The following is a 14,650-nucleotide window of genomic DNA, read 5'->3' on the forward strand; positions in this document are numbered from 1 at the left end:
TGTGTCGGTTCGTCAATCGACCTGCATTGCAACGCGAATGATGTCCTCCTCCACCACCGGCCGGCTTCGGGCTGCTTCGACGGTCACGCGATGGAGCACACCGTTCCATGCGAAGGGCGGCTCGTAGCCCTTGCATACCGGCAGCCCCCTGTCGTGTCCGAGGACCAACGACGCGCCGCCGTGCTGCCACGCGTGAGGCAGCTCGTAGTCGCTGTCTGCAGCTCCGACGACGGCATCGTCTATGAGTGCTTCCACTCGCAGCGACCCGTTCGACGCGAGCCGGAATGCGCATCCGAGGATGTGACGTCCCCCGCAGAGTGGACGGTTCGCGACCGCCCGGATCTCACCGCCCGGTGTTGCGGCGACCACGGTCAGGATGCCTCGGTCGACGAATCCGGCGAAACCTCCTGTCCAGTCACCGAGCGCGAACAAGACTCCCTCGGGGGCACTGTCCGGCACGTCCACCTCTGCGAGAACCCGGCCACCACCCGCCATCCGCGGCAATGAATCATCCGAGACCGGTCCGCCTTCCGGATACAACGTGAGACGCTGCGGAATCGGATACAGACGCGACCTGATGGCCCCGGCCCGACCTCGCAGGCTGTCGGCGAGCGGGGTCACGTTGTTGCGGCCGGCCTCGATGAACCACTGCCGTTCGAGGGCGCGAACCACTTCGGGGTGCTGGTCGGACACATCGTGCGCCTCGGAGAAGTCCTCGGCGAGCCGGAAAAGCGACCACGTGTCCGTATCGAAGTCCCTGCTGCCCTCCATCAGCAACTCCTCGTCGAGGACGCCGGTGGATACGTGGTCGGTCGTGGCCTTCCAACCGTCGGCGACAATCGATCGGGACCCGAGCATCTCGAAGTACTGGGTCGATCGGGGTGACGGCGAGGCAGCATCTCCGAAGGACTGGAGCAGGCTCGCCCCGTGGACCGGAAGCTGGTCGACACCACCGACCGTATCCGGCATCGTCACGCCGCACGCGTCGAGGATCGTGGGCAGGATGTCGATCGCATGGGCGAACTGATCACGAACCCCACCGGCATCGCGGATTCCACTGGGCCAGTGCACGATCATGGGAACACGGGTGCCACCGAGCCAGGTGTATCGCTTCCACAGACGGAACGGGGTATTGCCCGCCCACGCCCAACCCCACGCGTAGTGCGGATACCCGTCGAGTCCACCCCAATCATCCAGGAGTGCCATGCTTTCCGAGGCGTCGTCGCGAATGTTATGAGTGAAGCGGTGTTCGTTGTAGGTGCCGCCCACCCCACCCTCGGCGCTCGCACCGTTGTCCGACATCACGAAGACGAGTGTGTTGTCGAGGACACCGAGTTTGTCGAGACTGTCGACGACCCTCCCGATCTGCGCATCGGTGTGGGTGAGGAATCCGGCGTAGACCTCGTGCATCCGCGCATAGACCCGGCGTTCCTCGTCGGTCAGGGAATCCCAGTCGGGCACCCACGACGGCCGCTCGGTCAGCGTCGTTCCCTCCGGAACGACCCCGGCCGTGAGTTGCCGCTCGAACACGGCCTCGCGCCACCTCTCCCATCCGCCGTCGAACTTTCCTGCGTAGGCATCCGCCCATGATCGTTCGACGTGATGCGGCGCATGCATGGCCCCGGTCGCGAAGTACAGGAAGAAGGGCTTGCCGGGTGCCGACTCCTGCTGGTTGACGACCATCCGAATCGCTTCGTCGGCAAGGTCTTCGGTCAGGTGGTACCCGTCGCGTGGTCCGCGCGGCGGATCGGCATAGGTGTTGTCGCGCACCAGCTCCGGCGCCCAATGATTGGAGTCGCCGCGAAGGAAACCGTAGTACTTCTCGAAACCCATCCCCAGCGGCCACCGGTCGAACGGACCCGCGCTGCTGCGTTCCCCGGGTGGGGTCAGGTGCCATTTGCCCACCGCCATGGTGCTCCATCCGGCGTCACGCAGAATCCGCGGCAGTGCTGCCGCCGTCGGAGGAATGCTCGCGGTGTACCCGGGTTCGGAGGTGGGAATGTCGGAGAGGAAGCCCATCCCCACAGCGTGGTGATTGCGACCCGTGAGCAGCGCCGCGCGGGTGGGGGAACACAGTGCTGTCACATGAAAACGATTGAATCGCAATCCGTCCGAAGCGAGTCGGTCGATGTTGGGCGTCGCAATATCGGACCCGTAGCAACCTATCTGCCCGAATCCGAGGTCGTCGAGAAGGATGACGACGACGTTGGGGGCTCCCTCCGGCGCGCGCTTCGGGGGTGTACTCATGAGGTTTCCAATCGGGTTTCGTGCGCACGCAGAGCACTCGCCGTCGCCTCCGACAGGGGCGTGGCAAGTCCTTGCGCGGCGGTATCCAACAAGTCTGTGACGAAAACGTCGAACGGCAGATCCGGGGTCTCGCCGTTCGCCAGTTGCTGCTCGAAACTCGCCAGAGCGAGCAGGCATTGCGCGAGAACCACGTGTATCCGCCGGTTCCGGACAGCCTCGGGCACGTAGGAGATCTGCGCTCTGATCATCTCGGCCGCACGGATCGCGATCGGGCTGATCGGCCGTTCACCACCCCCGAACCACAGGGGGATCTCGTTGAACCGGTACAGGAATACACGTGCGAGGAAGCTGACGTACCGGCTTTCCGGGGCGGTTACTTCGTTGGCCAAGGGAAGGAGCAGGACGTCGAGCCATCTCCTCACCGAGGGCTCTCCCCCACTGGACGACACGGTGTCGAACAATTCGGCGCGCACTGCATCGACGCGCTGGAGGCGATGTGCGAACACCGCGTCGAGCAGTCCTTCTTTACTCCCGAAGTGATACTGCACCGCATAATTGTTGGTCTGGCCGGCAGCAGCGGCGATCTGCCGTGACGACACTCCCTCGGGGCCGTTCTCGGCCACCAGCTTCTCTGCCGCAGAAATCAGAAGCAAACGGGTCTTCGATCCGTCGACAGGCCGGAGGGTATTCGAATCCTGCATGCTCTTCGAGTCTTTCGCCACACCGGTCTCCGGTTTCATTCGATCGATTATCGCAAGATATCCCCGAGTTTTGGTTAAGTCAACTGTTCGAATCAAGAATCCTTGAATCGGGAGGGAATTTCAGGGATTCGGGTTCGAACGGTTGACTCAACCAATGGTCGACACCTATTTTCGGATCGATCCGACGCGCCCGGCACCCGCCGGCCGCCCTCTGCGCTTGCCCATCGAGCAAGCCGCCCGAGAGGTTGATGATGATCAGACCCCATCCCGCAACATCCGTGCTCGTCACAGCCATCTCGGTGTTTGTTCTGGCTGCCTGCGGCTCGAGCCCCAGCGAATCACCCACCTCGGCCACGACCGGAAACCCGGCGACCGGGGGGCGATTGAGCGCGCTCCAGATCGGCGAGCCCCGAACGCTCGATCCCGCCGGACTCTCCAATACCTGGGTACACCAACCGTTGCTGGGCAACGCCCTCTACGGCACCCTGATGATCAACGATCCCGACACCAACGAGATCGAATACACCATGGCGACGGGATTCGACAGCACCGACGGGGGTACCACGTACGAACTCACGCTTCGCCCAGGGCTCATGTTCACCGACGACACGCCGCTCGACGCTGCTGCAGTCCAGTTCAACTGGGAGCGGCTCCGCGACCCGGCACTCGGATCCACTGCCATCCGCCAGGTTTCCCAGGTCGCAGCGACCGAGGTGGTGGACGAGACCACGCTGAAGGTCGTTCTGCACGAACCGAATCCAAGTTTCCCGCAGGGGATGCTCGCCACATCCATGAACTGGATCGCCTCACCGACCGCACTCGGCAACGGCCGAGCATCATTCGACGACGCACCTGTCGGTGCCGGACCATTCGAACTCACGCGATGGATGCGGCAGGGCGCCATCGAACTCGAACGCAACCCCGATTACTGGGATGCGCCGAAACCCTACCTCGACGCGATCACGATCCGCTCGGTGGCGGACACCAACCAGCGGGTGAACGCAATCACCACCGGCGACGCCGACCTGTCCACAGAAACGAATCCGTCGAGCGTCATCAGGGCCCAGAACGCGGGAGCACAGGTGTCCACCGTGTCCGCCGGCGGAGGGCAGTACCTGGGAATGAACCTGCGGCGCGCCCCGTTCGACGACGAACGAGCGCGCCGGGCAGTAGCGCTGGCCGTGGACCGCGACATGATCAATTCCATCGTGTTCAACGGTGACGGCGAGGTGCCACAAACCCTGTTCCCGGAAGACTCACCGTTCTATTCGGATATCGCGCTACCGCAGCAGGACCAGGCGGCCGCCCAGACCTTGTTCGACGAACTTGCAGCCGACGGGAAGCCCGTCGAGTTCACCTTCACCACTTACACCGGTGTCGACAACCAGGCCACTGCGGAAGCCCTGCAGGCACAGCTCAACGCCTACGACAATGTCGAGGTCGGCGTCGAGGTGGTGGACTTCCCCACGGGCGCCGCGAGAGCCGGTGCTCACGACTTCGACATGATGGTCTCGTCGGCGATCACCCAGGACCCGGATTACGCGCTCTGGACGGCGTTCCACTCCGAGTCGACCGGCAACTTCATGGGGGTCTCCGACCCCCGCCTCGACGACGCGCTGGACGCCGGCAGAACAGCAGAGACCATCGACGAACGCAAGCAGGCCTACGACGTCGTCCAGACGCGGATTGCCGAACTCGACCCGGGCGTCTGGTATGTCCGATCGTCACCGTCCGTGATGGTGGGCGAGAAGGTCCACGGTCTGCGTCTCTACACGCTGGGCTCCCCGCTGCCCGAGGAGCTGTGGATCGAGAACTGAGCCCGACCGAAACGAGGTGTGGGGTGCCGGCAGTCGCCGGGCACCCCACACGCCTCGTCGGCGGACCGCTACCGGGTCAGCCGATGTTCACGCCGTAGTCCCGAGCGATCCCCGCGAGCCCGGATGCGTAGCCTTGGCCGATTGCGCGGAACTTCCACTCGGCGCCGTGCCGGTACAGCTCACCGAAGACCATCGCGGTCTCGGTCGAGGCATCCTCGGTCAGGTCGTAGCGGGCGAGTTCGCGGTCGTTGGAACGGTCGACGACGCGGATGAATGCGTTACGCACCTGTCCGAACGACTGGCCACGCGCGTCGGCGTCGTGGATCGACACCGGGAACACCACCGACTGCACATCGGCAGGAAGTGCAACGAGATCGACGTTGATCGACTCGTCGTCGCCGTCACCCTCACCCGTGAGGTTGTCGCCGGTGTGCTCGACCGCACCGTCGGGAGAACGCAGGTTGTTGTAGAACACGAAGTGCTGGTCGGAGAGGACCTTGCCGGCCGCGCTCGCAAGGAGTGCGCTGGCGTCGAGATCGAAGTCGTTTCCCGTCGTGGCCCGGACGTCCCAGCCCAGTCCGATCGTCACCGCCGTGAGATTCGGCGCCTCCTTCGAAAGCGAGACGTTTCCACCCTTGGCCAAGCTGACACCCATACCGGTCCTTTCGATCGTTGTGGTCCCTCCACGATAACCATGAAGAACCCGGTCCGTATTGCCGTCTTGGTCCGTGTTAGGTTCCCGACGTCGTATGCGACGACACATGAGGAAGCCGGTGCGATTCCGGCGCGGTCCCGCCACTGTGACCGGGGAGCAACTCTCCCGGGAGCCAGATACTCACGTCGCCGCACTCACCTGGACGGGGCGGACCTCCCCGAGAAAGGGCGTCTTCGCCATGCGCGCTCGCGCCGTTCCACTCAGATTTCTCAGCGCTGCGGCAGTCGCGGGTCTGGCCCTCGTCGGCTGCTCGACCGCCACCACCGACACCGACACCGACACCGCCGCCCCCGACGGATGTATCACCGATTTCGATCCGAGCGTCGACTACTTCCCCGACAAGTCCGAGGTCGTCGACGCAGAGAATTTCTCGATCACCTACGAGAACAGTTACCAGGTGCTCACTGTCGACGAGCCGTACTCGGGCGCCGAACCGGAGTCGTATGTGCTGGTCAAGTGTGGTGCACCGGCACCGGACCTGTCGGACGATCTGGCCGACGCCCAGCAGATCTCGGTGCCGGTCGACAGCCTGTATTCGGGTTCGACGACACACTTGCCGCTCGTCACCGAACTCGGCGTGCTCGACGTACTCACCGGCGTGTCCAACGGATCCTATGTAAGTGACACCTCGGTCGTCGATCGGATCGCGTCCGGTGACGTCGCCGAATACGCGGCCGGCGGCACTATCGACACCGAGGCCGTCGTCGTCGCCGCACCCGACGTCGTGATGACCGGTGGCACCGACGACCCCGCATACGCGCAGCTGCGTGAAGCCGGGATCGGTGTGGTCGCGAACGCCGAGTGGCTCGAAGCGTCGCCGCTGGGTCGCGCCGAGTGGATCAAGGTGATGGCGGCACTGACCGGCACTGAGGTCCGCACAGCCGAGGTCTACGACGGAATCCGCCGCGACTACCTGGAGGTCGCCGACAAGGCCGCGGGAGCGGAACCCTCACCGGTGCTGCTCGGCGGGATGTCGCAGGGAACGTGGTACATGTCGTCGGGCGGCAGCTACATGGGCCGCCTGTTCAGCGATGCGGGAGCCACGTGGCCGTGGCAGGACGTCACCGGTACCGGGTCACTGCCCCTCGACTTCGAGGCCGTGGTCGCGGAGTCCTCCGACGCACCTACCTGGCTTGTCGTCAACAGCTGGACCTCGATCGGCGACGCCCTGGCCGACGACGAACGCTACGGTGACCTCGCGGCGGTCGGCACCGGTCAGGTGTGGAACGCGAACAAGGCGCTCGGACCGGGCGGCGGTAACGACTTCTACGAACGTGGGGTGCTGCGACCCGATCTGGTCCTGTCCGACCTGGTCGCGGTCCTGCATCCCGAGCTGCTGCCCGATCACGAGTTCACGTTCTATCAGCAACTGCCGGCATGACCACCGTGCTCGACGCGGCACCGGCAGTCACTGAGACCTCCGTTCCCCCGGTCCGTGCCCGGCGCGTGGCGGTGGCGTTCGCCGCACTGATCGCGGCGCTCGTGGTCGCCACCGTCGTATCGGTGACGGTGGGATCGGTCACGGTGCCACTCGACGAGACTCTCCGGGTCCTGCTCGGGCAGGACGCGCAGAATCCCCGCTGGGACATGGTGATCCGAGACCTCCGGCTACCTCGCACGCTCACCGCGATCGCGGTGGGTGCGGCACTCGGCATCGCCGGCCTGCAGATGCAGACCCTGTTCCGCAACGCGCTCGCCGACCCGTACATCCTCGGCGCGAGCTCCGGCGCGAGTCTCGGTGTCGCGCTCGTCGTCGTGGCAGGTGGCGGAGGAGCCAGTGGATTCACAGCGAATCTCGCCGGGCTCGGCCGCACCGGAGTCGTCATCGCTGCCGCGCTCGGCGCGGCGGCCGTGCTGATGCTGATCGTGGTGCTGTCGAGGTGGGTACGTTCGGCGGTGACGCTGCTGCTCATCGGCGTGATGCTCGGGTCGGCGACCACGGCCGTCGTCTCCGTGCTCCTCGTCTACGCCGACCCGCAGCGCGCTCAGCAGTTCCTCGTGTGGGGCCTGGGCAGTTTCACTGCGACCACGTGGTCGGACCTGAAGTTGCTGGTGCCCGTCGTGGTCGGCGGCATAGCCGTGGCGCTCCTGACGGTACGGGCCCTCAACGCGCTGCTCCTCGGTGAAGGTTATGCCCGGTCGATGGGAATCGATATCCGCGTCGTCCGGCTGACCACGGTGGTATCGGCCGCACTGCTCGCGGGCGTCACCACAGCCTTCTGTGGACCCATCGGATTCCTCGGGCTCATCGTTCCGCACCTGTCGCGCATGGCATTCGGAACCTCCGACCATCGAGTGCTGCTGCCCGGAGTCGCACTGTTCGGTGCGGTGGTGGCGCTGGTATGCGGCGTGGTGAGCCAGATGCCTGGCACCGACACGGTGTTCCCGCTCAATGCGGTGACCGCGCTCGTCGGCGCGCCGGTCGTCATCGTCGTCCTCGTCCGCAGCCGGCGTGGGGCACTGGGGGCGGCCCTGTGAACAGCGACGACCCTGCGAACAGCGACGGTGTTGTGAACGGTGTGGAGCTGCGCGATGTCACAATCGGCTACACACGCCGCCGCGCGCTACGGAAGAGAGGCATCACCGAGATCGCGACCGGTCTCGACGCCGTCGCTCGCCCCGGTGAGCTCACCGCCCTGGTCGGTCCCAACGGTGCAGGGAAGTCGACATTGATCCGCACCCTGTGTGGCCTGCAACCGGCGCTGCGCGGACAGGTTCTCATCGACGGCGACGACGTGTCGTCTGTTCGACCGGCAGACCTCGCGACCCGGATCTCCGTCGTCCTCACCGAACGCATCGATCCCGGCCTGCTGACGGTGCGCGAACTCGTCGCACTCGGACGCACCCCGCACCTCTCGGCCGGCGCACGACTCTCACCGGAGGACAATGCCGCGGTGGACTGGGCGCTCGACGCGGTCGGCGCGACAGACCTGGCGTCCCGGCAGTTCAGCGAGCTGTCCGACGGACAGCGACAACGCACTCTCACCGCCCGCGCCCTCGCTCAGGACCCATCGTTGCTGGTGCTGGACGAGCCGACATCGTTCCTCGATGTGCCGTCCAGGGTCGAACTCGTCGACGTACTGCGGCGCCTCGCCGTCGAACAGAACCTCGCCGTGATCATGTCCACCCACGAGCTCGAGCTCGCGCTGCGTGTGTCGGACCGAATGTGGTTGCTCGACGCCGATCGCACGCTGACGTGCGACTCCCCAGCAGCTCTGGCCGAGTCCGGTCGGATCGGGGCAACATTCGATCGTGGACGGATGCGCTTCGATCCGCGCACACTGGTGTTCGACCTCGATTCCGTCGCTCTCGACAGTGGGGACAGCCGTGCCTGACGCTGCTGCAGTACTGGCGCGCATCACCGCGCTGAGTCCCTACTTCGCAGTGAGCACCGGCCCTGTACCCGACGGCCTGTGGCTGCCGACATCTACGCTGCGCGACAGCATGATTCGCGATCCGCTGGTATCGGACACCGCACAGCGGATGGGAACCGGCGAGACGCGAGTGGCCGCGTCGACTCTCTTCTTCGGCTACGCCGCCAGGATGTGGTCGGTTGCGTTGGGGTCGGTCGTCGACTCCGGCCGATGCGTTCGACTCGATCCGGACACATTGCTGTGGTGCAACGACGGGGGTCTGCAGCTGCACATCGTCGATCCCGACTTCGGGTCGGCCGCCGGCGAAATCCTCGACACCCAGCTCGAACCGCTCATCGTCGCGTGGAGCGACGTCGTCGCGCCGGGTGTGATGTGGGGTAACTCCGCGTCCGCGCTGATCGGGGCCGGACGGGTGATCGGTCACGCAGCGCAGGCACACATCGACACCCTCTTCGACGATCCACGTCTGGACGGCACGATGGTCCGATCCACCGCCCGGCGTCGCAGTTGCTGCCTGTACTACCGAGTCCCGGGCGGCGGCGTGTGCGGCGACTGCGTCTTCCCCAGCCCACCGAAAGCTTCGACGAAGGAGATTCCGTGACAGTCGCATTCGACCCCGAGCTCGTCGACACAGAGGACGGTGGTCGCGAACAGCGCTGGCCGCTTCCCACCGACGAGGACTCACTGCTGCGCCTGATCCGGCTGCTGTTCGACGAGTACTGGAACGACATGTGGTTCGGCCTGCTCATCGAAGGTTCGGCGCTCGAGGTCGCGGCCCCCAATGCCCCCGAGAAGATCTCGATGTACGACGGATATGCAACCGTCGACTTCGGTCGCTGGCATTTTCACCTGTGCATCGGCGAACACACCGCGAGCGGACCGGAGCTCGGCCGTATCCGTCGTTGTGGGCGGGCAGAGCTGTACCGCAGGATCGGCAAGGACGACGCACCGACGTCGTGGGGTGTACGCCTGTTCAACGGCCGCGACGAACAGATGCTCACCGTCATGTTGCCCACCCCGTTCCTCACCAACATGCAGCAACTGACCGACGAACCGGTATGGGCGCACCTCGAAGCATGGGACCGTATTCGGTCGGAGTTCCTCGGCCTGGAGCCGGATCCCCGTGACCGAACAGGCAAAGGCTTCCGCCACTCCTGACCAGCACAGCCGACAGAAACGCACCGACGTAAACACAACCTGCACAGACAGATACAACCCTTCGACGTTGGTCGCGTCTGTCTGATTGCGTTGTAAACGATCCTGTCTGCTTTGCCCGTTCGAGCGAGGACGTGGCTATACTCCGGGATGTAGTTGGTTTGCCGTGCCGGTCATGAGGAGCCCCGAAGACCGTGGCGGCGTCGACGCATCCCCCGATCGGGATGCGGAGAGGGAACCCGGTGAGAATCCGGGACTGTCCCGCAGCGGTATGCAGGAACGACCGCCGTCATCAGCACTGGGCACCATCCCGGGAAGCGACGGTCAGTAGGTACGGGCCCCTGGCTCGGGTGCTTGCAAGTCCGAATACCTGCCATCTGCGCCGGGCACGCCGTGCCCGGCGGTGTGCCGCCTCGAGGACCTGGGCGCGCGGACCCACTGTGCTTTCGCTCCGACACAGTCGGAGACACCGGGGCTCGGTCGGATTCACGCACTCTACGGGCGGTAGGCCATCCACGACCGACCACCGGAGTACCACCAGTGTCTACATCCCCTGCCTCTGTCTTCCACGCTGCACCGGCTTTCCATGCCACCGTCCTCGGATCCGCACGGATCGGACCGAACCGCGAGCTCAAGAAAGCCGTCGAATCCTATTGGGGCGGAAAGATCGATCGCGATGCCCTGGAGAAGGTCGCTGCCGATCTGCGCGCCGGCACCTGGACTGCGCAGCACGACGCCGGGCTCGATTCGATTCCCGTCAATACGTTCTCGTTCGACGACCACGTCCTCGACACCGCCGCGATGCTCGGAGCACTGCCGCCGCGGGTGTCGGGTATCGCCGACGACCTCGACCGCTATTTCGCGGCCGCGCGAGGAAATGACGACGTCGCACCGCTCGAGATGACGAAGTGGTTCGACACCAACTACCACTACCTCGTACCCGAGATCGGCCCGGACACCGTCTTCACGCTCGACGCGTCGAAGGTTCTCGGCGAGGTCGCCGAGGCCCGCGCGCTCGGTGTTCCGGCCCGACCGGTCGTGGTCGGCCCGTTGACGTTCTTGCTGCTGTCGAAGTCCACCGGCGAACATGACCGGCTCCTCGACCGTGTCGATGAGCTGGTCCCGCTCTATCAGGACCTCTTGTCGCAACTCGCCGCCGCCGGGGTCGAGTGGGTGCAGCTCGACGAGCCCGCACTCGTCCGCGATCTCGACGACGCGACCGTCACCGCGGTCGAGCAGGTGTACGGCACGCTGTCGCAGGCGCAGGACCGTCCCGCGATTCTCGTCGCGTCCTACTTCGGCAACCTCGGTCCCGCGCTCGGTGCACTCGCCCGCACCGGTGTCGAGGGCATCGCGGTCGACCTGGTCGCAGGTGACTCGGCAGACATCGCCGGACTGCCGGCCCTGGCGGACAAGATGATCGTGGCGGGCGTGGTGGACGGCCGCAATGTGTGGCGCACGGATCTGGAGAAGGCCCTGGCGACGCTCGCGACACTACTCGGCTCCACAGGCTCGGTGGTTGTGTCGTCGTCGTGCTCATTGCTGCACGTTCCGTACACGATCGAGGCAGAATCGGGCCTCGACGAGTCGCTGCGCACGTGGCTGGCATTCGGCACGGAGAAGGTCACCGAGATTGCCACGCTGTCGAAAGCACTGCGGAGGGGCCGCGACGCCGTGGCTTCCGAACTCGACGCTGCTCGTGTCGCCGCCGAAGTGCGCGCGTCCGATCCTCGCCTGCGCAACGACCAGGTGCGCGGCATGCTCGACTCGATCGTGGGAAACCGCACTCGCACGCCGGCCGATCAGCGCCGCGAGATCCAGCGCCGGCACCTCGACCTGCCCTTGCTGCCGACCACCACGATCGGATCATACCCGCAGACCACCCGGATCCGCGTCGCCCGAGCTGCACTGCGCAAGGGCGAGATCGAGCGGGCCGAGTACCTGCAGCGGATGCGTGACGAGATCGCCGAGGTGGTCGCACTGCAGGAGAAGCTCGGAATCGACGTGCTCGTGCACGGCGAGCCGGAGAGAAACGACATGGTGCAGTACTTCGCCGAGCAGCTGGACGGTTTCTTCGCAACCGAGAACGGCTGGGTCCAGTCGTACGGCAGCCGTTGCGTGCGTCCGCCGATCCTCTACGGCGATGTCGCGCGCCCGGACGCCATGACCGTCGATTGGATCACCTACGCGCAGTCGCTCAGCGAGAAGCCGGTCAAAGGCATGCTCACCGGTCCCGTGACCATCCTTGCGTGGTCGTTCGTCCGCGACGACCAGCCCCTCGCGGACACCGCCGATCAGATCGCCCTGGCCATCCGCAAGGAGACGGTGGACCTGCAGGCCGCGGGAGTCCGTATCATCCAGGTCGACGAGCCCGCTCTGCGAGAACTGTTGCCGCTCCGCGCCTCCCAGCAGGCGGAGTACCTGAGGTGGGCCGTGGGGGCCTTCCGGCTCGCGACGTCGGGCGTAGCGGATTCGACCCAGATCCACACCCATCTGTGCTACTCGGAATTCGGCGAGGTCATCGAGGCGATCGCCGAGCTCGACGCCGACGTCACGTCCATCGAGGCTGCACGTTCGCACATGGAGGTGCTCGACGACCTCAATGCGGTCGGGTTCGATCTCGGCGTCGGGCCCGGGGTCTACGATATCCACTCACCGCGAGTTCCGGGCGCGGACGAGATCGCCGAGTCTCTTCGCGAAGCGCTGCGAGCCGTTCCGGCCGAGCGACTGTGGGTCAACCCGGACTGCGGACTCAAGACGCGCAGCACCGACGAGGTCACGGCGTCGTTGACGAACCTCGTCGCCGCGGCGGCAAAGGTTCGGTCCGAGCTGGACCGATAACGATTCCCAGGCGGCAGTCGAGAGATTTCCTCCACCTACCCGGGTTGTCGTTGGTTCAGAACCGACGACAACCCGGGTGAAGGGAGGAAACTTTGTTTCGGATGCGTGTCGGATGAGCGGAGGGATCCTGATGAATGCAACCTCACCGATTGTCGTCACAGGCGGCACCGGTACGGTCGGCCACCATGTCGTCGAGCGCCTGCTCGGGGTAGGGCATCAGGTGCGGGTCGTCAGCCGTCACGACCGATCCGGCGACACGAGAAGCGCCCTCGAGTGGGCGGTCGCCGACCTGGTACGTGACGATGGCATCGAGCGCGCACTGACAGGAGCAGACACCGTGGTGCACTGCGCGACCGGCTACTCCCGACGTGCGGATGTCCGCGCCGCTCGGCACCTCTTCTCGGCTGCACGAGTCGCCGGAATCGAGCACGTCGTGCTCATCTCGATCGTCGGTGTGGACCGAATACCCTTCGGGTACTACACGGGCAAAGTGGAGGTCGAACACCTGCTGGAACGATCCGGGCTCGGCTACAGCATCCTGCGCTCCACACAGTTCCACGAGCTGGTGGCCGGCCTGTTCACCCGCCAGAGGCGCCTACCCGTTCTTCTCACCCCGGATATCCGGATCCAGCCGATCGCCGCTGCCGAAGTTGCCGACGAGCTTGCCCGGCTGGCAGCGGCTCCACCCGCCGGTCGGGTACCGGAGGTCGGCGGACCCGACATCATCGACGCCCGCGATCTCGCCCGAACCTACGCCGCGTCGATCGGTGCACGAAAGAGGATCTGGCCGATCCGGCTCCCCGGGCGCGCATTTGCGGCGTTTCGTGCCGGAAACAACCTGACCCCGGAGCGGGCGGTCGGAGTCCGGACCTTCCGCGAGTACCTGACCCTCCGACCGTGAGTCACATCCCTGCCTGCGCCAAGATTGCCTCGGCAAGTTTCACATGTGCGGCGTCCACCAACCGGCCATCGACGCTGGTGGCGCCCAGCCCGCGCGCTTCGGCCTCCCGATAGGCTTCGAGATTGCGCTTCGCCCGCGTGATCTCCTCCTCGGTCGGCGAGAATACGGTGTTGGCGATCGCGATCTGCGACGGATGGATGGCCCATTTCCCGTCGAATCCCAGCGATGCGGCATGCCGTGCATCCTGCTCGTACCCTGCTTCGTCCTTGAAGTCCGGGTAGGGCGCGTCGATCGCGCGCAGGCCCCCTATCCGAGCAGCCGTGAGCACCTTCATCCGCGCGTAATGCCAGAAGTCACCGGGGTAGTCGTCGCGGGGCCGGAAATTCGTGTCGACGCGAGCGCCCTGCGACACCGACAGATCACCGGCACCGAAGATGAGTGCGTCGAGACGACCGCTTGACGTGGCGATCTCTTCTGCGTTCGCCACCCCCGCGACATCCTCGATGAGCACCTCGAGCCGAATACGTTTCGTCATCCCGAGCGTGTCCTCGACCTGCGTGAGGAGGGTGTCCACCCACCAGACATCCCGTGCGGCGGTCACCTTGGGCACGATGATCACGTCGAGGTTCTCACGGGCGCCGGTGAGCACCTCGACGACGTCCCCGTACGCCCAGCGGGTATCGATGCCGTTCATACGGATCGCCCGGGCCGTGCGCCCCCAGTCGCACTCGTTGAGTGCGCGAACGGCCTTGCCGCGGGCTCCTTCCCGCTCAGCCGGGGCACAGGCGTCCTCGAGGTCGAGGAACACGAGGTCGGCGTCGGAGGCGGCAGCCTTCGCGAACATCCGCTCGTTCGACGCAGGTGTCGCGAGTTCCGACCGCCGGATCGGACGTGGCATC

At 65.6% G+C, this 14,650-nt stretch carries 12 protein-coding genes and 2 riboswitches; of the genes, 8 read left to right on the forward strand and 4 right to left on the reverse strand.

The window, feature by feature from the left end; all coding sequences use genetic code 11:
- Positions 1 to 12: 12 nt before the first annotated feature.
- The gene (locus tag Q7514_RS25955) at positions 13 to 2,247 is read right to left on the reverse strand and encodes an arylsulfatase (RefSeq protein ID WP_330136140.1); all 2,235 of its coding nucleotides are present in this window, start codon (positions 2,245 to 2,247) and stop codon (positions 13 to 15) included.
- Positions 2,244 to 2,987, reverse strand: coding sequence for a TetR/AcrR family transcriptional regulator (locus Q7514_RS25960; RefSeq protein ID WP_330136141.1), 744 nt, complete (start codon positions 2,985 to 2,987; stop codon positions 2,244 to 2,246). Before Q7514_RS25960 ends, Q7514_RS25955 begins: the two co-directional genes overlap by 4 nt.
- 209 nt (positions 2,988 to 3,196) lie before the next feature.
- Here Q7514_RS25960 and Q7514_RS25965 point away from each other — a divergent pair, with 209 nt between their 5' ends.
- The gene (locus tag Q7514_RS25965; protein WP_330136142.1) at positions 3,197 to 4,765 is read left to right on the forward strand and encodes an ABC transporter substrate-binding protein; all 1,569 of its coding nucleotides are present in this window, start codon (positions 3,197 to 3,199) and stop codon (positions 4,763 to 4,765) included.
- A gap of 76 nt (positions 4,766 to 4,841) precedes the next feature.
- Here Q7514_RS25965 and Q7514_RS25970 read toward each other — a convergent pair whose 3' ends face one another.
- Entirely contained in the window at positions 4,842 to 5,420 is a 579-nt protein-coding gene (locus tag Q7514_RS25970) for a TerD family protein (protein ID WP_330136143.1), read from the reverse strand.
- A gap of 70 nt (positions 5,421 to 5,490) precedes the next feature.
- Positions 5,491 to 5,622, forward strand: a riboswitch (cobalamin riboswitch).
- Between the two features lie 36 nt (positions 5,623 to 5,658).
- On the opposite strand from Q7514_RS25970, the gene Q7514_RS25975 reads away from it, so the two are divergent.
- From Q7514_RS25975 to Q7514_RS26005, 7 genes are all read left to right on the forward strand, one after another.
- Positions 5,659 to 6,861 carry an ABC transporter substrate-binding protein gene (locus tag Q7514_RS25975; protein ID WP_330136144.1) on the forward strand — a complete coding sequence of 401 codons (1,203 nt, stop codon included), beginning with the start codon at positions 5,659 to 5,661 and terminating at the stop codon, positions 6,859 to 6,861.
- The gene (locus tag Q7514_RS25980) at positions 6,858 to 7,958 is read left to right on the forward strand and encodes a FecCD family ABC transporter permease (RefSeq protein ID WP_330136145.1); all 1,101 of its coding nucleotides are present in this window, start codon (positions 6,858 to 6,860) and stop codon (positions 7,956 to 7,958) included. Before Q7514_RS25975 ends, Q7514_RS25980 begins: the two co-directional genes overlap by 4 nt.
- Positions 7,955 to 8,815 carry an ABC transporter ATP-binding protein gene (locus Q7514_RS25985; RefSeq protein ID WP_330136146.1) on the forward strand — a complete coding sequence of 287 codons (861 nt, stop codon included), beginning with the start codon at positions 7,955 to 7,957 and terminating at the stop codon, positions 8,813 to 8,815. The genes Q7514_RS25980 and Q7514_RS25985 overlap by 4 nt, the downstream gene beginning before the upstream one ends.
- On the forward strand, positions 8,808 to 9,455 hold the full coding sequence (locus Q7514_RS25990; protein WP_330136147.1) for a (2Fe-2S)-binding protein: 648 nt from the start codon (positions 8,808 to 8,810) through the stop codon (positions 9,453 to 9,455). Before Q7514_RS25985 ends, Q7514_RS25990 begins: the two co-directional genes overlap by 8 nt.
- Entirely contained in the window at positions 9,452 to 10,012 is a 561-nt protein-coding gene (locus Q7514_RS25995; RefSeq protein WP_330136148.1) for a DUF7676 family protein, read from the forward strand. The genes Q7514_RS25990 and Q7514_RS25995 overlap by 4 nt, the downstream gene beginning before the upstream one ends.
- A 184-nt stretch (positions 10,013 to 10,196) precedes the next feature.
- A riboswitch (cobalamin riboswitch) is annotated at positions 10,197 to 10,401 on the forward strand.
- Positions 10,402 to 10,549: 148 nt separating this feature from the next.
- Positions 10,550 to 12,850, forward strand: a complete 2,301-nt coding sequence (gene metE / locus Q7514_RS26000) for a 5-methyltetrahydropteroyltriglutamate--homocysteine S-methyltransferase (RefSeq protein WP_330136149.1) — start codon at positions 10,550 to 10,552, stop codon at positions 12,848 to 12,850.
- A gap of 130 nt (positions 12,851 to 12,980) precedes the next feature.
- On the forward strand, positions 12,981 to 13,751 hold the full coding sequence (locus tag Q7514_RS26005; RefSeq protein WP_330136150.1) for an SDR family oxidoreductase: 771 nt from the start codon (positions 12,981 to 12,983) through the stop codon (positions 13,749 to 13,751).
- A 1-nt stretch (position 13,752) separates the two neighbouring features.
- Here the strand turns inward: Q7514_RS26005 and Q7514_RS26010 are convergent, their stop codons facing one another.
- Complete coding sequence (locus tag Q7514_RS26010) at positions 13,753 to 14,649, reverse strand: HpcH/HpaI aldolase/citrate lyase family protein (RefSeq protein WP_330136221.1); 897 nt, start codon at positions 14,647 to 14,649, stop codon at positions 13,753 to 13,755.
- Position 14,650 lies beyond the last annotated feature (1 nt).

The sequence above is a fragment of the Rhodococcus artemisiae genome (genome assembly GCF_036327795.1).
Lineage (GTDB): Bacteria > Actinomycetota > Actinomycetes > Mycobacteriales > Mycobacteriaceae > Rhodococcus > Rhodococcus artemisiae.

What these genes read in the sequence shown, in the direction of transcription:
- Q7514_RS26005 (WP_330136150.1), top strand. Translation starts at nt 12,981, where the DNA reads ATGAATGCAACCTCACCGATTGTCGTCACAGGCGGCACCGGTACGGTC.
- Q7514_RS25980 (WP_330136145.1), top strand. Translation starts at nt 6,858, where the DNA reads ATGACCACCGTGCTCGACGCGGCACCGGCAGTCACTGAGACCTCCGTT.
- Q7514_RS25965 (WP_330136142.1), top strand. Translation starts at nt 3,197, where the DNA reads ATGATGATCAGACCCCATCCCGCAACATCCGTGCTCGTCACAGCCATC.
- Q7514_RS26010 (WP_330136221.1), bottom strand. Translation starts at nt 14,649, where the DNA reads ATGCCACGTCCGATCCGGCGGTCGGAACTCGCGACACCTGCGTCGAAC.
- Q7514_RS25970 (WP_330136143.1), bottom strand. Translation starts at nt 5,420, where the DNA reads ATGGGTGTCAGCTTGGCCAAGGGTGGAAACGTCTCGCTTTCGAAGGAG.
- Q7514_RS25960 (WP_330136141.1), bottom strand. Translation starts at nt 2,987, where the DNA reads ATGAAACCGGAGACCGGTGTGGCGAAAGACTCGAAGAGCATGCAGGAT.
- Q7514_RS25955 (WP_330136140.1), bottom strand. Translation starts at nt 2,247, where the DNA reads ATGAGTACACCCCCGAAGCGCGCGCCGGAGGGAGCCCCCAACGTCGTC.
- Q7514_RS25975 (WP_330136144.1), top strand. Translation starts at nt 5,659, where the DNA reads ATGCGCGCTCGCGCCGTTCCACTCAGATTTCTCAGCGCTGCGGCAGTC.